The sequence below is a fragment of the Bacteroides sp. 51 genome (assembly GCF_010500965.1).
In the GTDB taxonomy this organism is placed as follows: Bacteria; Bacteroidota; Bacteroidia; order Bacteroidales; family Bacteroidaceae; genus Bacteroides.
The window spans coordinates 132,486-155,748 of record NZ_QVMI01000015.1 but is presented as its reverse complement, the minus strand read 5'-3'; the positions used below and the strand labels follow the sequence as shown (position 1 = coordinate 155,748).

The window sequence follows — 23,263 nt, the reverse complement described above, 5'->3', positions numbered from 1 at the left end:
AGATGCCCCTTCCGTTTACTCCTATTAAAAGCCACATAACAGAAATCAAGATGCAAACAATCAGCCAATACAGAATAAATATTTGTGGAGCAGTTTTGTTCCTCTTAGTCGTTTTGTTTTTTGCCGGGTGTTCTGCTGAAGATACCGACATAGGCAACGGTACAAACGGAGAGGCTATTACCTTTAGCTGTTCAACGACTCCCGATATGCGTGCTTCCGAAACCACTGCGGACAATATGCAGTACTTCCGCGTATCGGCCATTTGGAACAAAGGCGGCGTAAACAACTATGCCTCATTTATGGACAACCAGCTTGTAGAGAAACAAGGTGACGGCTGGGTATACTCGCCCACAAAATATTGGCCGGGATATGGAACAGTCAGTTTCTTTGCTTACTCTCCCGCAACATCGTCGGGTATGAATACGGAATCGTTCCAAATCAACAATACCGACAATAAGGTTACCATCAACTACGAAGTAAATACAGACTACCAACGTCAGGAAGACTTTATGGTAGCCACCAACCTCGACAGCAAGTCGAACCCTACCCGACTCAACTTCAAACATGTACTGTCTGCCGCAAAATTCATGGTACGTGGCAACGAATATGATAATGATGGCAAGGTTACAGCAACATTCCGCGTCAAAGAAATCAAACTCGTCAACCTACACAGTCAAGGAATCCTTGTGGGAACAGCCGGCGAAGAAACCATTACCGGAAAAACATCGAACTGGGCATGGAGCGTACTGCCAGAGTCAACAAAAACATATACCGTTTACCAGAAATACCCAATCGACACGCCGGAAGATGAAACTTACATTGAAATTGGCGATATGATCGTACTTCCGCAAGAACCGAAAAAAGACATAGTGACTCCAGCCAACAGCTTCAAAATCATCATAACCTACAACGTAGTGGGAAGCTCCACCGACAAAACAACCGAATTCACACTTGCCGATGATTTCATTTTCGAGATGGGAAGGAAATACACTCTCTATCTAAACTTAAATTAAACTCCCCCTCTCTCGAGCCAACGGAGTTCCCCGGAAAGTTCTTCGTACTTTAGCTCCCCCATAACGTTTTTACCCTCAAATGCCGCCACATCTCACACACCCCTCCCAAAGGCCGATGGATAGTGCACTTCTTGAATCAGTGTATTGCACAGAAGTTACATTCTAGTGTCACAAGTCACACGAAAGGAGCCAACTCAACTCAGGTCACGACATGAGAAAGTAACCTTATCCGTTTTGAGAAACTTTCTCGTTTACCTTGAGAAACTTTCTCATACTGAAAGAGAAACTTTCTCTTTAGCCAAATGAAACTTTCTTTGAAGCAGCCAGAAACTTTCAAAAATTTAGTGTAATGTCTGAAGCATGGTAACGAGGGAATTGCATAGCAGTTTTTAGAATTACATTTATATCATAACCCTACAAAACATCCACTTTTAATTAACAACCCTATTAATTTAATAACCAATTTCCCGCTTGCCCCATAAAGTACACATCTTATAATTATGATCATTTTTCTATAGTGATAGATAAATTCTATCGACTTATAGATATACTTTATCGACATTTAGGACTTTTTAAATAACAAAATAACATAAACCACAAACAAAACCCTATCTTTGTTGTCCTATTTACCTATTATGGCAATTAGATAATAAGTTTAGTCAACGGAAACAACTTATAGTAAAAACGAAGATAGCTTAGTAGTAGAAACGAGAACAACTTAGTAGTAAAACAAAAGTAATCTAATCATTTATTATTACAGATTATTTATTGTTCAACAAGTTATGCCTTTCAATTCTGAGGGCAAAGATTGATCTGAATTTTATGTAGGCTTTAAATTGAGAAATTTATAGCCTCTATCGGCATTTATTTCAGCACGCCCTTGGTTTCCCCATCTATTACTATTCAGGCGTATCTACATTTTCTATAAGGCGTAAAAAAGATGCAACAGAATGCTTAAAGATACACTTGTTTTAAAAGAAATATTGCATCCAAAATGGTCAGATAAAAGAGAACTATATAATACACTATATAAGTTTTCGATACTTATCTTATTCGGAGCAATACATCTTTTCTCCTCTTGCAAAGATGAGGTCACTGAGCTGTCTGTCAGCAATGGATATCTTAACTTAAAGATAAATGAGGAAGGAGTCCATTCGCGTGCATATGTAGGTGAGAACCAGGAGGGAGCACCAGACAAAATTGTCCGTACATTACGTATACTGGTGTTCGACAAAAACAATGGTAACATCATAGCCGACCCAACAATTGGAAACCAAAAATATGACATTATAAATACATATCTGGATGTCGTTCGGCATCCCGTGGCACTTGACGCTGAATACACCATGGTATTTTTAGCCAACGAGCCAGACGGATTTGAAACCACATTAAACGGAATCACTTCATTAAACACCTTAAAACAAATTGCCTATCCCGAATCAGCTTTTACATCCGATAAATTAATTCCTATGATACAGGTGATAGAGGGAGTAAAAATATTGTCGGGCGGAAAAGCAAAACTGGCAAACGGCACTTTAACCGATATAAACGGAAAAACAAGAACTGCAAATGCGACCGAAGGACTTTATCCGGCTAATGCCGAGACAGAAACATTGATATTGCGACTAGACCGTTTGGCCGTGCGCCTGAATGTTACATTACAATCCGGGTTTAACATGGGCGATGACTTTAAAGGAATTACCCTATCGAATATGCCCGATAAAGTTCCATTATTCCAGGTAAATTATGGCGGAACAATAACAAACGACATCGAACGTACGTATGCAGCTACTGCATTTAGTACAACATCCGCTTCTGGCATGGAATGGGAAAGGACATTAGATCGCATTGTAATACCAGCCAATCACCTTCCTCAGGAGACAAATGCTCTTAAAGCTACGAAACTGACAGTTAACCTTCCCGATGACAAATACAGCCCCTCTTGCGAATTAAAAATAATGGACGACAATTACAATCTGCCCTACAACACGTGGTTAGATTTCAATGGTACAGTCAAGAAACCACTGGAGGTAAATATTGTTGCGAAAGATTGGACGAACGTGTTAAATAACTGGCAAATAGCCGGTAGCCGCGTCTTGAATGTATCACAAACGGAGGCAAGCATTACCAATTTAAATGGGGTAAGAATCTCATTCTATTCGAATATGCCAAAAGTCAAGGTAGATGGAACAGTAAAGAAAGGAGATGGTACAACTTTCCCAACCAACCAAATATTTAATTGCTTAGCCATAGATGCAAACAACCCTGACCCTTACCGTTTTTATTATGATCCGGCTACTGGGGCAGGATACATGGATTTATTATTAGATGGGACAACCAAAACTGGAGACAATGTAAATGGAGCTGTAACAGAAAAAAACGTGCTAAGTGGCACCTATACATTAACCCTATCGGCCGAGGATGAAGATGGAAACTCAAAACTGCAAAAAACAATAAACGTAACAATTAACCAAAGCGGGCTGTTAATACCTTTCTATCCGCCAGGTAATACACACGCCTACTATTCCGGTGCATTCTATAGACACAACCAGAAAGGAGAACGTATTATAACCGGACAACGACAACTTGATTATACTTGGTCGGTAACCGTTCCTGCGGCTTATCGTAATTGGTTGATAGTTAGCGCAACACCGAGTTTCGATCCTACCGTAGGAACGGCTTCGCCAGGTGACCCGGAAAAATATCCTGTCACTCCCAATCCATATAAAGAAAATGGATATTCTATCTCCGGACTTAAGGGACGTATTTACTTCCGGATTGGCATTAAAGAGGATGCTAATTTTGTTGCTAATGAAGAATCTGAACCCAAATATGGATATGTAGAACTAAGAACTAAAGGAGGATCCACTTGGGACATAGTAGCTAAAATATATGTGCGACAAGGCGAAGCTGCGGATTATATATATAGGGAAGAAGACATCATCCCGGAACAACCAAAGTACGGTTGGAACGAAACCGGCGATTTAACTATTGAGGCAAAGTATCGGCCTCTAGGAGGACAAGAGCGAAAAGCAGCCGCTAAATTCTCGCCCTTTAATCTAACTACAGAAAAAATATACAACGGGGCATGGCCCTATTGGCAAGAAACCGATGTTAAGGGGGCACGCTTCGTTGATTATCCAACTCAGGCTGGTGCATTATTTCAATGGGCAATGAATATTGATGAAAAAGATGCAAAAGGCGATTTCTTTCGCAGGGCATACAGTCCTTCAGTTGGTTTTGACGGTACCCGTGATGCGCTTTTTGATAATACAGCTGCTTATAATACATTTCCGGCATTATGGGATGGAGGCGATTTAGTGTACGAATCAAATCCAAATGTAAATAAACCGGGACTAGCAAAATATAGCGATGAATTTGAGGTTTGCCCTACAGGATATCGGCGTCCTACAGACGGACCTACAGACGGGGTTGCTTTCAACGGAGAATATATACATCCGGGTATTACCACTGTAGATTATGGACAGCAGATTGCACAATCAGAGCTCAGAGTCTCATTGTTTTATGTTCCATTTGCTGGTAATGTGGCTTCAAATTCAAACTACCATGAGCTTTGGCCTGATTATATTCTGCCTCAAAAAGGTACCTATCCATATGCAGATGGAAATGCCCGCAAACAACTGAAAGGAACGAAGTTCGCTTTGTATGCCGATGGTTTTTTTGACAGAAGACCACTTGAGAGGAGAATTAATGCTACATCAGGAGCATCTTATACAGTATCTGCTGAACCTTATGGGAATGGACAGGTTGCTCATCAGGGAGTACTCTATTGCAACGACGCAACAAATGCTTCCATATTCCTCCCTTCGGCAGGGCGTATAAATAATGATTCAAAGAAAGTACAAAGCAATGGCACTACCGGATATTATTGGTCGGCCAGTGCAGGCCCACAATATGTTGGAAATGAGTTTATAGGTACCGATGATAAAGGAGATGCCTTTAACAGAACCATCCGTTATGCCGCCTGGGCACTTGAGTCAAGTTATAATACACACCAAATGATTAGCTCCTACACTGGTTTCGGGCAATCCATCCGTTGTGTAAAAGATGAATAAATGAGAAGATATCTATTTACATATAACTTCCTGCTATTGGCAACAATCCTGTTGTCCTTCACCTCTTGTATCCGCGAATATTTCGATGATCCGGTTGAAGTAAGTGATCGAGTGATGCTGGAACTTTTTACCCGGTTACGGAACTACGACCGCCCCCTGAATCGTGCAGGTCTTGCTAATGAGACAACAGTAGATACCGAACCTTACATTCTGGTATTCAAAGAAAACAGCGGTAGTTTTATATTCGAAGAAGCCGTGAAATCCTATCGTAAAACGAGTAAGACATATGCTATATTAAAAAAACAAACAGATGCATGTAAATTGCTGATATTGGCAAATCCGCAAGTGAAATTCTATAAATATGATGGGGTTACTCTTTTCAAAGAATATGATTTCACAGAGGCTAACCTGAATGAGGCATTGAATGGCGAAACTATAGAAAATGCATGTAACGTATTATATACCAACCCTTTGAATAACCCGGAAACTGACATACCTTTTACACCTAACAAAACTATACCGATGAGTTACATATATGATGTACCAAACATTCAGGCAAATACAACCATCGGAACAGGATCTGATCCATTGGAGTTGAAACGGATAGTAGCTAAAGTCATTGTAGAAAATAAAGCGACTAATTTTATATTAGAAGGAATCACTGCTGTCTTTAATGCTCCAATGCGTGGAACGTTGCATAATTTATCTATCACTACTCCTCCCACAGTAAACGGAGGGTTGGCTGAATACAGAAAAGACATTAACTATTCAGGGGAGATTGCTGCCGCTTCTTCAAATACAACATTGGCCAATCCGGTTTACCTATTCGAATCGGGGACCGGTAATAATACATACATTATAATTAAAGGAATATATCAAGGACAGAGTTATTATTATAAAATGGCTTTAGTAAACAGTGGCCGCACGCCTATTAATATTATGCGAAACAATAATTACCTGTTCACCATTACTATGGTAAGTGGTATAGGTCATGATACACCACAACAAGCCATTGCTGCCTCGGTATTTAATAATACAGAGGTTCATACCACCCTTACGGTGACAGATACAAATGCTTTTGAAACCATTGCATTTGACGAGTACTATTTATCGGTAAGTAATTCGCACTATATGATTTATGGCCCATCTACAGCTTTAAATGGTCTAACCGCGCTTACACTGATTACAGAAGATAAAGGAGGAGGAACAATCACAGGAACACTGACTGCTACTTCCGGAATAACAGTTACACCGACAACTATTACCGCCTCAAGCTCACTACAATCGGTAGATGTGAAAATTAATATAACATCGGCCTTTCAAACAGGCGAGATTACAATAAAATATGGAAACATAAAAAAGATTATAAAGATAGAAAAGAAAGGTACATGGGCAACTGCCAGCCCAAACAACGTAAAAACAACCAATACCACAGGCGACTTTAATGTCTATTGTGTATCGGGAATAGTAGATCCCAGCAGTACAAGCTGGATCAAACTTCACCCTTCCTATTGGCCTTTCCCTGTAACAAATCCGGAACGTACTGATACAGATAATATCATCGTCGACGACGGAGTTATAAAAATTGAACGCACTGCTTCAGGTAGTGGTACAGGTACATTCTACCTCTCTACCATCAAAAATCCAGGAACTTCCGGAGGAATGGGAGAAAATGCTAGTCGCCGTATAAAAGTAGATATTGTAAATTAATGAATTAAATAATGATAGTAAATAAATGAAAAAAGCACTCATACTCATGTCGCTCATGCTCGGGATTCTGATTTCCGGAGCCCATGCTCAAAGCGTTGCCGTCAAAAGCAACCTGCTTTACGACGCCACCACAACCATGAACCTGGGAGTAGAAGTCGGTTTAGCCCGTAAATGGACACTGGATATTCCCGTCAACTACAACCCCTGGAAGCTTAGCGATAACGCACGCTTAAAACATTGGGGTGTTCAGCCTGAAGTGCGCTATTGGTTCTGCGAGAAGTTTCGTCGCACCTTCGTCGGTTTGCATGGACATTACGCCGATTTTAACGTAGGCAACTGGCCGGATTGGTCGTTTATTAGTGACAACATGCAAAACTCCCGCTATCAGGGACATCTTTATGGGGGAGGTCTTTCCATCGGACATTCCTGGATATTAAAAAAACGTTGGAGCATCGAAGCTACCGTAGGAGTGGGCTATGCCCATATTGTATACGATAAATATCCATGCGGAGAGTGTGGCACTAAATTAAAAGAAGATAGCAAAAACTACTTTGGACCTACCAAAGCTGCTATTTCATTGATTTACGTAATTAAATAAAAGCAATAGTGATGAAGAAATATAAACTATTTATAACCATCCTGACCCTTTACATAGGGGCAAATATACCTTCTGTTAACGCACAAGACCGTACCGATGGAGGAGTATCTATTATACCTGTACGATTAGAGCAACGGGGTGAATTCCTATATATTGATATTGACTTTGTGGCCGATAAAATAAAGATAAAATCAGCACAAGGACTCGACCTGATACCCCGGTTGGTTTCAACCGAGGCTCTCCATACCCTACCAATGGTATCCTATAAAGGGCGTAGTGAGTATTATGCTTATGAACGTACACTAAGTTTAATGAGCAAAAAAGAAAAAGCTGCTTATCAGGCACCATACGTTGTAGAAAAGACATACAAATTAGAAAAAGATACGATCCACTATCATCAGATGATACCATACGAACCATGGATGGAAAACGCTCATCTGGATATACAACGCGATGATTGTGGTTGTGGGAAAGTAGAACTTATGAATACGGAATTGCTCGTAGACAAGGTAACTACAGAAGCTAAAGAACCGGCGATTCCCTATGTTGTTACCCCACATATGGTATATATACAACCTACACTGGAAGAGATTAAGCGCAGAGAGATTCAAGCCGAGGCTTTCCTTGATTTTGCAGTAAACAAGACTGATATTCGTCCGGATTATATGAATAATCCGCGTGAGTTGACTAAGATACGTACCATGATTGACGAGCTGAACAATGATCCTAGCATCAATGTGAAAGGATTGGATATTATTGGTTATGCCTCGCCCGAAGGTTCATTAGCCCACAACAAGCGTTTATCGGAAGGACGTGCCATGGCCTTACGAGATTATCTCTCTACTCGTTACGAATTCCCGTTAAATGCCTACCGTATTAAATTTGGCGGAGAAAACTGGGAGGGGCTGGTTAAAGCACTGTCTACCATGGAAATGGAAGACAAGAACGAAGTTTTGGAAGTTATCAATAAGACATCTATTGAAGACGGAAGAGAAGCGAAGTTAATGAAACTGAATGGTGGTATACCTTACCGCTTTATGCTGAAACACATTTTTCCCAGCCTCCGCGTAGCCATTTGTAAGGTAGAATATAATGTTAAGAGTTTCGATGTGGACGAAGCGAAAGAAGTGATCAAAACAAATCCAAAGAATTTGAGCTTATATGAAATGTTCCTAGTAGCTAATAGCTACCCGCGAGACTCTCAGGAATTTACTGAAGTATTCGAGATCGCAGCGCAGGTATTCCCTACAGACGAAACTGCCAACCTGAATGCAGCAACCTCTGCCATACAGCGTAACGACCTGGAAGCGGCAGAACAGTATTTAAACAAGATAGATACCGCTAAAGATTCACCTGAATACAAAAACACAGCTGGAATACTATCATTATTGAAAGGAAATTATGAAGATGCAGAAAAACTATTAAACTCAGCAGCAGCCCATGGATTGGAAGCCGCAAAATTAAATATAGAAGAATTAAAGAAAGTATATCAGAGAAATTAAATAACAAAATAACAGTTCAATTTAACTAATTAATAAGATGATGAAAAAAAGAAAATTATTCGTATTTGCACTCGCATCCTTGATGATGATAGGATGCAGCAATGATGATGTGATTGATGAAGGTGGTGGAGTAAATCTTAATGGAGAAGCCTGGCTGACATTAAACATCAGTTCTTCGCTTAAAAGCCGTGCTTTGCATAATCCTGCTGAAGAAAACGGTACCGCAAATGAGACCCAAGTGAATACTGTTCGCGTTGTCCTATTTGATGCAACTAGTAAAATTGTAGGCAGTACCGATGCAATAACCTTTAAAAATCCTAACTGGGGAACCTCTGGAACAGGTCTTGATGGTACAAATACAACCAATGCTTTCAAAGTACCAAAGAATACAGAAAAAATATTGGTAATTCTAAATCCATCTTCCCTCCCTCCTGCTACTATTGGAATGAATTATACAGACTACAATGCAGCTGTTGCCGCATCTGTAGAAGATGTCATCAAAGGAAAAACCGCTGCTTATGACAATTTTATGATGACCAATGCAAGAGGAGAGTTAGAGACTATAATACCAGCCACCCACCTACAGCCTTCTGCAACAGAGGCAGAGAAAATCCCTTTAGAATTATACGTTGATCGTGTAGTTGCAAAAGTAAGAGTATACGCTTTATCTACTACATCTTCGGACTTTGCTTTGGGAAGCACTTATAATTGGAAACTGAATGTCACAAACAAGTTATTCTTCCCTGTATCCAAAAGAACCAAGACGTTTGAAGCAACTTCCGTCTGGTCTGACAGATATGGATTAGGATCATACAGAGAGGACCCCAACTATGATAACTCAACGAATGTATACACCGTAGGTGGCAATGCAACTGTAAATGCCGAGTATATAAAGAATTACAACTACTACACAACAGAACCTACAAGCTGGAATAATGTTGGGGCAACCCCAGAGTACTGTCTTGAAAACACTCAAAAGAAAGAAGACAACCAACATGCATATACTACGCATGCCATTCTGAGGGCTGAAGTTGTTCCTCTGACCTTTAAACTACCGACAGATAATACTACCGGATCCGTTAACAGCACTCATGCAGATTATAGCAAAAACTGGTTTAACATCGGAGGTGGATACTATACAATAAATACATTGAAAGCCTATATTAAAGCAGAATTAGAATACAAAGCATCTAATAGCGCTTATGTTACTACCCTGACAAACTTAGTTAATGAATATTTGGCTAATACGGCAATTGCCGATAAATTCTCTACAGCAGCTGTAAACGTATCAGATCTTTCTGATATAGCTACTTTAATCACTAATTTCAATACACAACTAGTGAAAATAACAGCTTCGAACCAAGCAGAGTCAGTAACCTATTATCACGCAGGTATTAACTTCTATAAAATAATGGTTAAGCATGATGATGATAGTGATAAATCAAACAATGAATTAGGAGAATTTGGTGTCGTTCGCAATTCTGTTTATGATATAACCGTTAATACAATCAATAATCCAGGGTATCCAATTATTCCGGAACCAGATCCGGACAAACCAGACGAAGAACAGGAGCAATTTCTGTCTGTTACAATAAACATTAATCCTTGGACTTGGTACACTCAAAGCGCGGATCTATAATTTATTCATAGAACCCTTACCGAAAAGGATGTGTCATAAGCTGAATAAGTAAAGCATATACTTATGATACATCCTCTTCCTTTCATACTTAACTCACTGAATAAGAATAAAGAGATGAAACTAGCTCGTCATATACATTTACTCATATTAGGCGTTTTAATCGCAAGTTCAGGAATCTTAACTTCCTGCAATAACCTTAACGAAACCCTTCCCGAATGCCGTCTTTTCGTTAAGTTCAAGTATGATTACAACCTGCTTTCTGCAGATGCATTCCATACCCAGGTCGATAAGGTTGAACTGTATGTATTTGACAAAGAGGGTAAGTTTCTGTTTACACAATCCGAGGAAGGTGCTCCACTTGCTACAGGAAGCTATCAGATGGAAGTTACTGTACCCGTAGGCGAATATAAGTTTATGGCCTGGGCGGGTGCACGCGATTCTTACGATATTACTTCGCTGACTAAAGGCGTATCTACAATAAATGAGTTGAAATTAAAGCTGAAACGGGATCAATCTCTTATCATAAACAAAGAATTGGAACCCTTATGGTATGGTGAAATCAATGACGTTAACTTCACCGGAACCCGCTACCAAACCGAGACGATCAATCTGATTAAAGACACCAATAAAGTGCGTTTTGTATTTTATGGCCAAACGCCCGAATGGACCATTAACGTTAATGATTACCGTTACCAGATTATTGAATCGAATGGATACCTTGATTACGACAACTCATTGCTTAATGACGATGTTATCAGCTACGAGCCTTATTACAAAGAACAAAGAAGTGATCAAGGTGCGTTGGTAGAACTCAATACTATGCGTCTGATGGCCGATCGTGGAACGCGTTTCGTGGTAACCCACATAGCTTCGGGCACTCAGGTTTTTAATATCAATCTGATAGAGTTTCTGGAAATGACAGAGATGGAGATGTATCCCTGGGGAGCACAGGAATATTTCGACCGGAAGGACGAATATGCTTTGGTACTTTTCTTCTCCAATAAACTTAAACCAGATGATAAATGGGTAGCTATTCAGTTAAATATTAATCAATGGACATGGTATTTCCAGGAAGAAGGTGATTTATAAAAACTACGAAACCTTTTCAGTGATACTGAAAAGGTTTCGTAGTAATAATCCCTCCCCTACTCTTTCACCTTCGGAAAGGCAGAGATACGAAGCCGTGCGGCTCCCATAGGTACAAGTGTAATCTTCTCTTTATCACCTTTCACAAAACCCTCGTCAGGTAATACACTACAAAATCCATTTTCCCCTGCTACCCATGAAGGAATTCTATACCCTGTGGTAGTAATCTCTAAAGGAACTGTTTCCAGCGTAAATGGGAAATTATCTTTGGGCCATTCCTTATGAATAACCTTATAATCTTTCAGTGAATTATTCATATTCAGCGCCAACGCATAATTCCAGGGACTATCCGGATAAATCTCCGTTGTAGGCCATTGTCTAGAATCGGCCCCTTGCTGCCATCGCGAATCGCCGATTGCAGTCTCCTTGCTATCCCTTTCGACGTACTTCTCATCAATCTTCAGCGCCAATGTCAGCGGACCGTAATCTACGCTTACACTGTTTTTGTTTACCTGCCATGTGCGGGTCGAAAGGGTCATCAGCATTTTCAGGCGTACTTTATCTCCGTCTGCCCAGGTTCTTTCAATCCGTGCATATTTGCCTGTTTCAACTGTGGCTTTAGATTTCTTGCCGTTTATCCATATTTCGGCATCCTTTGTCCACGATGGAATACGTAGATATAAAGGGAAATGAACCGGCTTTGAAGTCTGAACTGTAAAGTTCACCGACTCATCAAACGGATAATTTGTTTCTTCCATCAACGTAATATCACGGCCATCTCCCACTTTCAGGGTTGCTTCGCAAGCCGCATATAGTGCAACGGCAGCTCCATTGTCGGGTGTAGCAAGTACCAGATGCTCGGCATAATACGGCCATCCTTGTGCATGATTATGCTGGCAGCAACGACTACTAAATGGGTTCATTGCAAGAAACGGTCCGGTATTATCAATGTCCGGATGGTAGTTTTTCGAATCACTTATCGTATGGTTAGGACATGTAATATAGCGCAAAGCTTTAAAATCGGGCATTACCGCTGCCGGATAAGTATTGAACGCCACCTCCTCGCAATGTTCTGCCCAAAACGGGTCACCGGTCATAGCAAGCATGATTTCATCCGATGCCATTTGCTCTACCAAACCACAGGTTTCAACTCCCTGGCGCGGATCAATATAACCCATGCGGGCATTCTCGTCTGCACCGAACATACCTCCCGGCACCTGCCCGAAAGTACGACGAATCAGATGATGAACGTTATACGATGCATGTAGCATAGTCGAATCGCCGGTCAACATATAATAGCTTGCCGGTTCGCGGAAGCCCTGTGCAATGTTCACGTTGTGCCAGTTGGGCAATGAAGTCGACCGTGTCCAATCAGCGCCGTTGCGATGAATCTTTTCGGCCAATTCAAGCAAAAACTTGTCACCCGTACGGTTATAGAGCCAGTAAACACTTAACATATTATCGCTCACCCGACTGTTTTCCCAAAAGTCTTTAAAGAGTTGATCGTCGGGCACGGTCAATTGCCATTTGAAATAATTGGTCATCAAAGTTATCACCCGCGCGTCTTGCGAATACTCATAATAAGATTGCAGACACCACAGCATAATCATTTGTGCCCACAACTCGCGCTTGCCATTCCGCAGGTTGACCGGTCCGAAATATCCGTCGGGTTGCTGACTGGCAAAAGCGCCCTCTATCCAGACTTTTGTTTCGGCAATCATGTCGGGGTCATTTAATAAGTATGCCAAATTGCCGTATCCCTTCAGCCAGTAAGGCACTTCTTCCCAGCCATGATCACCGCCATTGGTTAGCCAGGCATTATTTTCTTTTTCCAACCATGCACTGATTTTACCCAGATTTCCGGTCAGCCCATCGCGTTGAAGTTCCAGGTAGCGGTTTACCCATCCCTTAGCCTGTATGCTTCCAACTGGTAGTTTAATGAAATGTTGAGGCTGTAAAGGAGCACGATTAGAAATATAGTTAGAGCTAATGGCATTGTAATCGGGACGATCTACAAACCGGATCTCTGCTGGTTGTGGTGATGTAAAAGACATGATCACCAATATACAAGAGGTAGCCAATGCTCCAACCAATCCTATAAACAGTAGATGTTTTCTCATGATATTATTCGTTTAAGGTTCTTATCTTCTTACAGAGAATTTGAATATACACTGACTCATATACTTCTCGCCCGGACGCAACACCGCCGATGGCCATTCCGGTTTATTAGGAGTATCCGGATACTTTTGCGTTTCTAAACACACAGATGCGCGTTTATTATAGGTAATACCCTTCTTTCCTTTCAGTGTACCATCCAGGAAGTTCCCTGCATACACCTGAATACCCGGTTCGTTGGTATAGACATCCAGCACAATACCCGTTTTAGGAGACTCTAATGATGCACATACCTGTGTTACATCGCCTTTTGTATTCAGTACCCAGTTATGGTCATATCCACCACCATTCCGGAGTTGTGTAAACGCCTCATCAATCCGCTCCCCTACCAGAGTTGCCCTCCGGAAGTCCATCGGGGTGTTTTCTACAGGAACAACCTCTCCGGTGGTCATAAATGTTTCATCAACCGGGGTATAATCATCGGCCTTTACTGTAAGCAAATGCTCACTGTTGCTGCGGGCATCACCATCCAGATTGAAGTAAGAGTGGTTGGTCATATTCACGATGGTTGGTTTATCGGTTTCCGCTTCATAACGGATATCAATAGCATTATCATCTGTGAGCGTCATAACGACCTTGCAGTGCAGGTTTCCGGGAAAGTTCTCTTCTCCATCCTTAGAGAAATAAGTCAATACTAACTCTTGCGGACCGTTCTGTTTGGCATCGAATACCTGATATTGATATCCTTTAGGTCCGCCATGCAAACAATGTCCATAATTATTAGTCGGCAGTTGATAATCTTGCCCATCCAACGAAAACTTCCCTTTGTTTATACGGTTGGCATACCGCCCGATGGTAGCTCCAAAATCGGTAGGTTTATTGATATAATCTTCAATGCAGTCGAATCCCAGTACTACATCCTGCATTTTTCCATCTTTATCCGGCACCATTATGGAGACAATCCGGCCACCAAAGTTCGTCACACAAACCTCCATGTTATTAGCATTCCGAAGCACATACAGGTTCGTCTCTTTTCCATTCTCCCTGATAGAATGGAAGTTACTTCCTAATAAACCCGATTCGGTTGGTTTTTCCTGTGAGTCTTTACAACCCACCACCAACAAAGCAAAAAGGGTATAAATAAATATCTTTTTCATCTTGTTTAGTTTATAAGAATTATAGATTATCGCCGGCGAAGGGGTACGGATTTAAACCAGGTCAGCATTCTCCATCCCCATTCCATTGGACCGTAATAGCACCGGTTAATCCACCAGTTACTAATAAGCATCTGTACCGCATAAACCACTAGTCCAACCATCATGCATTGCAGGAAGCTAAGTTCTACAGCCAGATTAAATCCAAAACCATAGAACAATGTTACACCAATAACGGATTGTGCCATGTAATTGGTTACACTCATACGCCCTACCGGAGCAATCTTTTCTAAAAAAGCTGATGCTTTGGTTTTATTATACAGAAGCATAAAACCGCAAACATACATCATCATCATACCCAGATTAGCGAACGTTTTGAATAACGTAATCCCTTTCTGGAGCGCAAATCCTTCTACTCCCATGTAAGGGAGTAAAAGTACAATGCTGTAGAAGATCACAAAAACCGCCACGCTATAGGGCAATACCTTGCGACTGTATTTTACGATTTTCTCTTCGCTCTTGTGTATGCCGGAACGCCCTATGAGCATGCCTACAATGAAAAGACCAATCAATTGCAGATAACGGGCATTATTGAATGTCCATAACAGTTTAGCAACTTCCCCTTCCCACAGATTGAACCGGAGAACATCTGCGAATGACCCATACATAAAGATGTCGGCACATTTGGCATACAACGAGTCCATATACACAACAGCCGCAGTGGGTTCATTAGGCGCATTGCCACTTAATAAGAAAACAAAGTTTATGACATCAGGGATTTGAAGGAACAGTATCACACCTAATACAACCAGGACTTTTGTGGAAACTTTATATAATGGGATAAGGAAAACTCCCAGAATAGCGTATACCACAAAGAATTCTCCCATATACACCAGTCCATTCAAATACCCTAATATCAATAATATAATCAACCGCCATAGAAAACGGGGCCGGAAGTCAACTCCTTTATCGGCTTGTGAATCCATTTGCATAAAAAAGCTCAACCCAAAAAGCAAAGAGAAAATGGCATAGGCTTTCCCGGCAAAAAGGAAAGCTATGGTTCCATAAACCACATCATCTACTTTCTGCCAGAAGGGCGAACTCAGTTCAGGTATAACCATGATATCAAAGTGCTCCATACAATGAAACATCAATATACCAAATAGGGCAAACCCACGCAATGCGTCGATGGATGTGATACGTTTTTTAGGGACAACGGTTGATTCCATGTTTTCTTATTTATTTAGTTTTTGTTCAAGCAATTTGATATAATATCCAGCTACAACCGAACGCGCCCGGAAACCCCTATGGTGGGGAGTATCGGACATTATCCAGTCGGACATAGGCATCCGGTCGACTGTTTCATTCATAAACAGATATACCGGATCAATGAATTTTTCGAAGGTTTGTTTATCATTAGCCATTGTAGCCGTCCACATAATCCAGTCGGTCTTTGTATAAGACTCGCGGTTATCCAGCGGTAAGCCATATTTGTTCTGCTTAGTCAGATAATAAGCGATTTCTGTTTCTGCAATACTGGCAGGGAAGATATTCATTTTAAGAAGTTTGTCCCACACCATGTTATACTTCTGGCTCCATGTGCCCGGCTTGTCGAAAGTAAGCCGGTAGTGATCGCCATCATTGGCCATCTTTTCCCATTCCACTGCCATTTCTTTAGCTTTCTGAGTGTATTTCTCAGCGATATCTTTTTTGCCGAGCATATCTGCCAGATAACCATAGGAAGCAACTCCCAGAATGGCTTTTACCGAAAGATTGGTGTTATGCGCAAAGTGTCCGGCGAAGTCGTCGGTACAAAGCTGGTTGTCCGGGTCCAGCCCGTTTTCTGCCAGATAATCTGTCCAGATGGTCAATACATCCCAATGTTTGGCGGCATAATCGGCATTCTTTTCGATAGCAGCAATAGCGGCGGTAACAATAAGCATATTGCCCGATTCTTCTACCGGCATATCGCCTCCATACGTTTGGCCATTTGCCAGCGGATAAGTACCCACATCGTGAGCGGCAAAGGGTTTCGTCCATTTTCCGCTTTCGCTATAATAGAATATATGATTTAACAAGCCTTTTGCCAGTTCCGGGTTGTAATACAGGAACATCGGAGACGACGGATAAGTAATATCTACCGTTCCGATAGAACCATTACTGAAGTTTTCTTTCGACAGGAATACTAAATCACCATTCGGGGCCTGAACCAATTTATGGGCTGCGATGGCCTGACGGTATGCAAGCGCACATAGTTCTGCATAATGACGACCACCTGCAAGCGTGGCTTCTTTCATCAGCTGTCCGTCGAAAGCGGCGCTCTTCTTCATCAGTTTATCGTAATCTTTTTCTGCTTTCTCGAATTGTGAGATAATGGTTTCGTTTCCATTGCGGTTCCAGTACGGACGAAGGTTTTCCTGGAAGTATTGGATAGAATAAATATCATCATATCCAATAAGCAGGTGGCCTTTTGATGCATTTGTTTCGCCTAGCTTCCGCACAAGAGCCAGCTTATCATAACCTTGGGTGGAAGATGCTTCCAATACGTTTTGCTCGCTGAAACTTCTTCTCAACTCAATTCCGTCGCCCAATGCGTAGTTTGTATCCTCTTCGCCGGCGGCCAGGTAGAAATATCCCCAATCAATGCGAACATCATCTCCTCTTTTGGCCAGGATTTGTTGATTGCGGCTTCCGGTTTTCAGGTATACCAGTCCGTTTTGAGTAAATGCCTCACTTACTGATTCCTGATTAGGCAGATCGAGCGCCCATTGTGGAGCAGCCTCAAAATAAAGCTCAACCTGATGTTTCTGACCATCATTAGATGCAATTTCGTAGGAGATGTAATTCACGGGACGAGTCATCAAATCCAGATCATCCATAAAGAGAGGGGCTGTGAACTGAAGTTTCAGGTCTACCGGTCCGCAGGTAAATTCGTAATTTGTCTGCATGGCCTGCACCTCGGCCGATTTTTGTTGTGCGGTTTGCATAAAGAAGCGGGTTTTATCTTTTTCCATCTGCAAACCAAAGTCAAGCAATCCGTTGGCTCCGCCGTTATGACAATAGGCGGCTATCAGGTTCTTACCGGGTTTCAGGGAAGCCAATACTTCATCGGACAATTGAACAAGTGCATGTTTCTGGCATGTATTGCCGGAGTCTACCACTTTTATTCCATTGATATAGATAATTACGCCATCATCATGGGAGTAGTCCAGGTATACATTCTTTCCTTGAAGGTCTTCTTCAATATCTACATAGCGGCGTACCCAAATGAATTCTTCACCCCATTCGGTTTTGGAGGTCAGTTCAAGTTCTTTTGTACCGAAAGCGCCTTCACCTTCTTTCCAGGAACTGTCATTGAATGTTGTGTTTTGCCAGCCATCGGCAGGTTTCCGGGTGGTATATTTACCGTACCATTTTCCTTCTTCTGAGTTTTTGGCGATAGGTTTCGTTTCCAGGTCTTCGGCACCCAAAAAGCGATAGGTTTGTCCATCGACTTTGGCAACTCCTAAGAGGGAAAAAGATTTTCCGGTCCAGTGTTTTATCGGAGTGTCGTACAGGTTATCCGAGAATGACCACCCGCTGGTATAGGGGTCAATCGTCACCAACGGATAGGCTGGTGCTCTCAATTCGTTTTTAGTTTGCTCAACGGTTGTTGCACAACTACTCAACAGGGCAGTGCCCAGAAATAGCGCAGCTAATTTTCTTTTCATCATTATTTGTTAGTTTAAAATTGAATTGGTTATTATGTAGGGGCGGTTCGCGAACCGCCCGAAAATGGTTTCCTGCATATCCTGTGTATTGGGCGGTTCGCGAACCGCCCCTACAAGGTAATCGTTTGCATTAACACAAAGCAATCATTTGCATTACTTAGGAGCTACAACCTGCATCAACGCCGGACATGCACTGGCATCATAGACTTCCACCACGCCTGTGGGACAAGGTTTCACGGCATCTTTAAATGTAATATTGCGGGATTTGTCTCTATTGCTCCATGCCATATCTATATTATGGCGAAGCCAATCCTGGTATTGCGGTTGATTGCCCTCTTCAATAAGTAGTGCAATGTATTGTGCAAAAATAGCGGCATAAATACCTTGCTCAATGCCGTTCTTGAATTCCAGAATACCATCGGCATAGCACATATGCTCTTTCACATAATCGGCAGCAAGAATGGCGTCATCTAAATACGCCTTATCGCCGGTTGCCTTATATAGCATGGTAGCCGAGCCGATAAAAGTGCCCTGATTGTAGAGTTGAGTCACCCAGGCAATGTCCATGCTATTCTTGAACAAATGATTATAATGCATATTATCGGCTATCCGCCCTTTCTCCGGATCGAAGAATACATTCCTCGACCAGGCATATACCTTCTTTGCTTTATCCAGATAGTTCGGATCACGCGTAATATTATATAAAGTCATGGAAGCCACAACGGTAGGATAATTGATGCAAGACATCTTGGCGTCGTGAATAAAATTCCACCACAATCCGCCGCGTTCTTTATCGTAAGCCTCTTGCCATACATAGAAGAAGCCGGTAGATGCATTGTCCAGGAATTTGCCGTCGCCGGTAATTTCATAAGCACGGGCCAGGGAAATGATCCACCACATCATATCATCATAAATGAACCACTCATGTTTATCGGTCCAGTCGTAGCCTGTATATTGCTCATAGCCTCCCTGATAAATCTCGTCAATCAGTGTGCGGTATTTAGGAGCTTTGGTTCGTTTATACGCATTCATAATCATATCCCAGTAGATGGCTTGTGTCCAGATGGCGGCACGACCTTTTTTATCGGAATTGATGGCGTATAGTTTCATCTGAGGATTATAAAATGCTTCATGGAACGCATCTATTGCCGCAATAGCATCTTTCTTTGTGTAGGCGGATGCCTTTTTAATGGGAGGTTCCGAGGCATACGAATATGAACTCACGATAAGAGATAATATCGCAATAAGGAGGAATTTGTTTCTCATGGTTTTTCTTTGTTTTCATGGTTTCTAAATCGAAAGCAAAGAAATAAGAAACCTCAAAAAAAAAGCGATAATATCTGTTCAATTAAAAATAATTGCTGGTCAAAAACCTTCAATTGGGTTATTTCAGGGTTATCTGTGGATTATCTCCGGGTTATCAAAAATGGCAAAAACAAAAAAGAATAGGAATTATCGTAAATTGAACAGTTTTTCTTGCTCTATTTTATTTAAACTGTTTTTCTTTGCAGCATCCTTAAAGATAATATAGTATGAAAACAAAAGTTTTGATATTGGTTATTTCGCTATTCGTCTTCAACTCTTGCAGGAACAAGGGCACGGAAGTTAATGAGAATAAGGCGGTGCAACAAACGTACACCAATCCTATATTAGATGCGGGCGACGAGCCGTGGGCCATCTTCCATGAAGGTAAATACTATTATACGCAAGGCTGTGAAGACGTTATTATTCTTTGGGAAACCACAGATATAACCGACCTGCGCAATGCCACCCGGAAAACGGTATGGATTCCCAAAGACAAAAGTAACGCGCTCCACCTCTGGGGACCGGAAATTCACTTCATCCATAATAAATGGTATATATACTTTGCTGCCGATGATGGTAATATGGACAATCATCAAATCTACGTCATTGAGAATGAGTCGGCCAACCCAATGGAAGGCGAGTTTGAGATGAAAGGCCGCATCAGTACGGATAAAGATAATAACTGGGCCATTCATGCCAGCACGTTCGAGCATAACAGTGAACGTTATATGATATGGTGCGGATGGGAGAAACGGAGGATTAACACCGAAACACAATGCATTTATATTGCAAAAATGAAGAATCCGTGGACGCTTTCTACCGAAAGAGTTATGATATCCAAACCCGAATTCGAGTGGGAACGACAATGGATCAATCCCGATGGAAATAAAACGGCTTACCCGATTTTTGTAAACGAAGCTCCACAGTACTTCTTGTCTAAGAATAAGGATAAAGTTCTGATCTACTACTCGGCTAGTGGAAAATGGACACCTTATTATTGTGTCGGACTACTGACGGCAGATGCTAACAGTGATTTAACCGATCCGGCATCCTGGAAAAAGCACCCCTCGCCCGTGCTTGCACAATATAAAGAGAAGCATGTTTTTGGTCCGGGGAGTCTATCATTCATTCCATCGCCCGATCAAAAAGAATGGTACACTTTATATCATGCCAGGAAAATTCCGAACGATGCAACCGGAGCAATAGGTTCGCAAACACCGCGCTTACTCAAGGTGGAATGGGATGAGGACGGATTGCCCCGCTTTGCCACCCTGGATAGTTTAGGTACGCCCTTGCCGCTCCCATCGGGGATTACGAAGATAAATTAACCCCTAATTAACCCTATATAATTGATAGAAGAAGCGAATGTATATGCCGAAAAATACACTTGCTTCAGGGAGCTACATGCCTGACTTAAGCAACGAATCTAATTATAATACTCATTTTTAAAGTAAAAACAATTTATGAAGAAAAGCTTGTTACTCACTCTCCTCATCTTGTCATTAACCGGCACAGCCGTGGCTCAATGGCAACCTGCCGGAGATAAAATCAAGACTTCGTGGGCCGAACAAATTAACCCACAAAATGTATTGCCCGAGTATCCGCGCCCAATTATGGAGCGCAGTGAATGGAAGAACCTGAACGGACTATGGAATTATGCCATCACAACAAGAGGAGAAGCTGCTCCTACGGCTTATGAAGGAGATATCCTGGTGCCCTTTGCTGTTGAATCTTCGCTATCGGGTGTAGAAAAACTGGTAGGCGAAAACAAAGAGTTATGGTACAACCGCACGTTTACAGTGCCATCGGCTTGGAATGGAAAGAATATCCTGTTGCACTTTGGTGCAGTCGATTGGAAAGCGGACGTTTGGGTGAACGACGTTAAAGTAGGTCAGCACACAGGCGGTTTCACTCCGTTTTCGTTCAACGTTACTTCTGTCCTTAAAAAAGGCAACAATACGCTTACCGTAAAGGTATGGGACCCCTCGGACAGAGGCGAGCAACCCCGCGGCAAGCAGGTTGAGCGTCCGGGTGGCATCTGGTATACTCCTGTAACCGGAATCTGGCAGACGGTGTGGTTGGAACCTGTTCCCGAACGCCACATCAGCTACGTAAGAACGACTCCCGACATTGACCGGAAAACCCTTACCGTTGAAGTAGATACCGAGAATACACAAAATGCGGAGAAAGTGGAAGTTAAACTCTTCGACGGAAAGACGCTGATAGCATCAGGAGCTTCAATCAATGGTTTCCCGATTGAACTGATCCTACCGCAGAACATGAAACTATGGTCGCCGGACTCTCCTTTCCTGTACGACATGACTGTAACGCTTTCCAGCAATGGAAAGACCGTAGACAAGGTAAACAGCTACGCCGCCATGCGGAAATACAGCACCCATAAAGACGGCAGCGGCATTGTCCGTTTCCAGCTAAATAATAAAGACATCTTCCATTTCGGTCCGCTAGATCAGGGTTGGTGGCCCGACGGATTGTACACCGCCCCCACTGATGAGGCTTTGTTGTATGACCTTCAGAAAACCAAAGACTTCGGCTACAACATGGTTCGCAAGCACGTCAAAGTGGAACCTGCACGCTGGTATACACACTGCGACCGCCTGGGATTAATCGTTTGGCAGGATATGCCCAACGGCGGAAGAGGTCCCGCGCAATGGCAAACGCATCAATATTATGATGGTGCAGATGCCAAACGCTCGGCACAATCCGAAGCGAACTATCGCAAAGAGTGGAAAGAGATTATGGATTACCTGTACTCTTATCCTTCCATCGGTGTTTGGGTACCATTCAACGAAGCGTGGGGACAGTTCAAGACGGTAGAGATAGCCGAATGGACGAAACAATATGACCCCACCCGTTTGGTCAATCCAGCAAGTGGAGGTAACCACTACCGCACGGGCGACATTCTGGACCTTCATAACTATCCCGGTCCCGACCTGTTTCTTTACGACACCCAACGCGCCACCGTGCTTGGCGAATACGGCGGAATTGGTCTGGCCATGAAAGATCATCTCTGGACACCCGATAAAAACTGGGGATATGTGCAGTTCAACACTCCCGAAGAAGTCACCACGGAGTATATCAAATATATCAACAGGTTGGAAGAACTGATTCACCGCGGATTCTCGGCCGCCGTCTACACCCAGATCACCGATGTGGAAGAAGAAGTAAACGGACTCATTACGTATGACCGGAAAGAGATTAAGGTATTGGAAAACAAGGTAAAAGAAGCCAATCTGCGGATAAGCAACGCATTGAACAGATAACCGTAAGCCTCCGGATGCAGACAAGCAAGCGGTTGCTTGTCTACAAACAACGAATCGGAAATTTGAAGATTAGC

Annotated in this window: 14 protein-coding genes; 9 read left to right on the top strand and 5 right to left on the bottom strand. The window is 42.2% G+C overall.

Translation table 11 applies throughout. The features are described 5' to 3' along the window. Positions 1 to 50: 50 nt before the first annotated feature. The 7 genes from D0T87_RS12610 to D0T87_RS12580 all read left to right on the top strand — a co-directional run bounded on the left by D0T87_RS12610 (position 51) and on the right by D0T87_RS12580 (position 11,627). The gene (locus D0T87_RS12610) at positions 51 to 1,013 is read left to right on the top strand and encodes a fimbrillin family protein (protein ID WP_163175486.1); all 963 of its coding nucleotides are present in this window, start codon (positions 51 to 53) and stop codon (positions 1,011 to 1,013) included. Positions 1,014 to 1,963: 950 nt separating this feature from the next. Beyond that, positions 1,964 to 5,089, top strand: coding sequence for a hypothetical protein (locus D0T87_RS12605; RefSeq protein ID WP_239063645.1), 3,126 nt, complete (start codon positions 1,964 to 1,966; stop codon positions 5,087 to 5,089). Then, the gene (locus D0T87_RS12600; protein WP_163175485.1) at positions 5,090 to 6,799 is read left to right on the top strand and encodes a hypothetical protein; all 1,710 of its coding nucleotides are present in this window, start codon (positions 5,090 to 5,092) and stop codon (positions 6,797 to 6,799) included. It begins immediately after the preceding gene. Between the two features lie 25 nt (positions 6,800 to 6,824). Beyond that, positions 6,825 to 7,397, top strand: coding sequence for a DUF3575 domain-containing protein (locus tag D0T87_RS12595; protein WP_163175484.1), 573 nt, complete (start codon positions 6,825 to 6,827; stop codon positions 7,395 to 7,397). An 11-nt stretch (positions 7,398 to 7,408) separates the two neighbouring features. Continuing rightward, positions 7,409 to 8,899, top strand: coding sequence for a DUF3868 domain-containing protein (locus tag D0T87_RS12590; protein WP_163175483.1), 1,491 nt, complete (start codon positions 7,409 to 7,411; stop codon positions 8,897 to 8,899). Between the two features lie 37 nt (positions 8,900 to 8,936). Beyond that, the gene (locus tag D0T87_RS12585; RefSeq protein ID WP_163175482.1) at positions 8,937 to 10,538 is read left to right on the top strand and encodes an Mfa1 family fimbria major subunit; all 1,602 of its coding nucleotides are present in this window, start codon (positions 8,937 to 8,939) and stop codon (positions 10,536 to 10,538) included. Positions 10,539 to 10,652: 114 nt separating this feature from the next. Continuing rightward, on the top strand, positions 10,653 to 11,627 hold the full coding sequence (locus tag D0T87_RS12580) for a FimB/Mfa2 family fimbrial subunit (RefSeq protein WP_163175517.1): 975 nt from the start codon (positions 10,653 to 10,655) through the stop codon (positions 11,625 to 11,627). A gap of 56 nt (positions 11,628 to 11,683) precedes the next feature. Here the strand turns inward: D0T87_RS12580 and D0T87_RS12575 are convergent, their stop codons facing one another. The 5 genes from D0T87_RS12575 to D0T87_RS12555 form a co-directional block, all read right to left on the bottom strand. Further along, on the bottom strand, positions 11,684 to 13,744 hold the full coding sequence (locus D0T87_RS12575) for a beta-L-arabinofuranosidase domain-containing protein (protein WP_163175481.1): 2,061 nt from the start codon (positions 13,742 to 13,744) through the stop codon (positions 11,684 to 11,686). 21 nt (positions 13,745 to 13,765) lie between these two features. Then, a complete protein-coding gene (locus D0T87_RS12570; protein WP_163175480.1) occupies positions 13,766 to 14,896 on the bottom strand; it encodes an aldose epimerase family protein in 1,131 nt (376 codons plus the stop codon). Between the two features lie 26 nt (positions 14,897 to 14,922). Beyond that, positions 14,923 to 16,122: a DUF418 domain-containing protein gene (locus D0T87_RS12565; RefSeq protein ID WP_163175479.1), complete on the bottom strand. Its 1,200-nt coding sequence runs from the start codon at positions 16,120 to 16,122 to the stop codon at positions 14,923 to 14,925. A gap of 6 nt (positions 16,123 to 16,128) precedes the next feature. Then, entirely contained in the window at positions 16,129 to 18,603 is a 2,475-nt protein-coding gene (locus D0T87_RS12560) for a glutaminase family protein (protein WP_163175516.1), read from the bottom strand. A gap of 153 nt (positions 18,604 to 18,756) precedes the next feature. Next, entirely contained in the window at positions 18,757 to 19,869 is a 1,113-nt protein-coding gene (locus D0T87_RS12555; RefSeq protein WP_163175478.1) for a glycoside hydrolase family 76 protein, read from the bottom strand. Between the two features lie 266 nt (positions 19,870 to 20,135). Between D0T87_RS12555 and D0T87_RS12550 the strand changes: the two genes are divergently transcribed. Next, entirely contained in the window at positions 20,136 to 21,236 is a 1,101-nt protein-coding gene (locus D0T87_RS12550; RefSeq protein ID WP_163175477.1) for a family 43 glycosylhydrolase, read from the top strand. Positions 21,237 to 21,371: 135 nt separating this feature from the next. Further along, complete coding sequence (locus tag D0T87_RS12545; RefSeq protein ID WP_163175476.1) at positions 21,372 to 23,189, top strand: glycoside hydrolase family 2 protein; 1,818 nt, start codon at positions 21,372 to 21,374, stop codon at positions 23,187 to 23,189. Positions 23,190 to 23,263: the final 74 nt, after the last annotated feature.

Excerpts from the sequence above, each read along its gene's own strand:
- D0T87_RS12610 (WP_163175486.1), top strand. The coding sequence starts at position 51 with ATGCAAACAATCAGCCAATACAGAATAAATATTTGTGGAGCAGTTTTG.
- D0T87_RS12605 (WP_239063645.1), top strand. The coding sequence starts at position 1,964 with ATGCTTAAAGATACACTTGTTTTAAAAGAAATATTGCATCCAAAATGG.
- D0T87_RS12600 (WP_163175485.1), top strand. The coding sequence starts at position 5,090 with ATGAGAAGATATCTATTTACATATAACTTCCTGCTATTGGCAACAATC.
- D0T87_RS12595 (WP_163175484.1), top strand. The coding sequence starts at position 6,825 with ATGAAAAAAGCACTCATACTCATGTCGCTCATGCTCGGGATTCTGATT.
- D0T87_RS12590 (WP_163175483.1), top strand. The coding sequence starts at position 7,409 with ATGAAGAAATATAAACTATTTATAACCATCCTGACCCTTTACATAGGG.
- D0T87_RS12585 (WP_163175482.1), top strand. The coding sequence starts at position 8,937 with ATGATGAAAAAAAGAAAATTATTCGTATTTGCACTCGCATCCTTGATG.
- D0T87_RS12580 (WP_163175517.1), top strand. The coding sequence starts at position 10,653 with ATGAAACTAGCTCGTCATATACATTTACTCATATTAGGCGTTTTAATC.
- D0T87_RS12575 (WP_163175481.1), bottom strand. The coding sequence starts at position 13,744 with ATGAGAAAACATCTACTGTTTATAGGATTGGTTGGAGCATTGGCTACC.
- D0T87_RS12570 (WP_163175480.1), bottom strand. The coding sequence starts at position 14,896 with ATGAAAAAGATATTTATTTATACCCTTTTTGCTTTGTTGGTGGTGGGT.
- D0T87_RS12565 (WP_163175479.1), bottom strand. The coding sequence starts at position 16,122 with ATGGAATCAACCGTTGTCCCTAAAAAACGTATCACATCCATCGACGCA.
- D0T87_RS12560 (WP_163175516.1), bottom strand. The coding sequence starts at position 18,603 with ATGAAAAGAAAATTAGCTGCGCTATTTCTGGGCACTGCCCTGTTGAGT.
- D0T87_RS12555 (WP_163175478.1), bottom strand. The coding sequence starts at position 19,869 with ATGAGAAACAAATTCCTCCTTATTGCGATATTATCTCTTATCGTGAGT.
- D0T87_RS12550 (WP_163175477.1), top strand. The coding sequence starts at position 20,136 with ATGAAAACAAAAGTTTTGATATTGGTTATTTCGCTATTCGTCTTCAAC.
- D0T87_RS12545 (WP_163175476.1), top strand. The coding sequence starts at position 21,372 with ATGAAGAAAAGCTTGTTACTCACTCTCCTCATCTTGTCATTAACCGGC.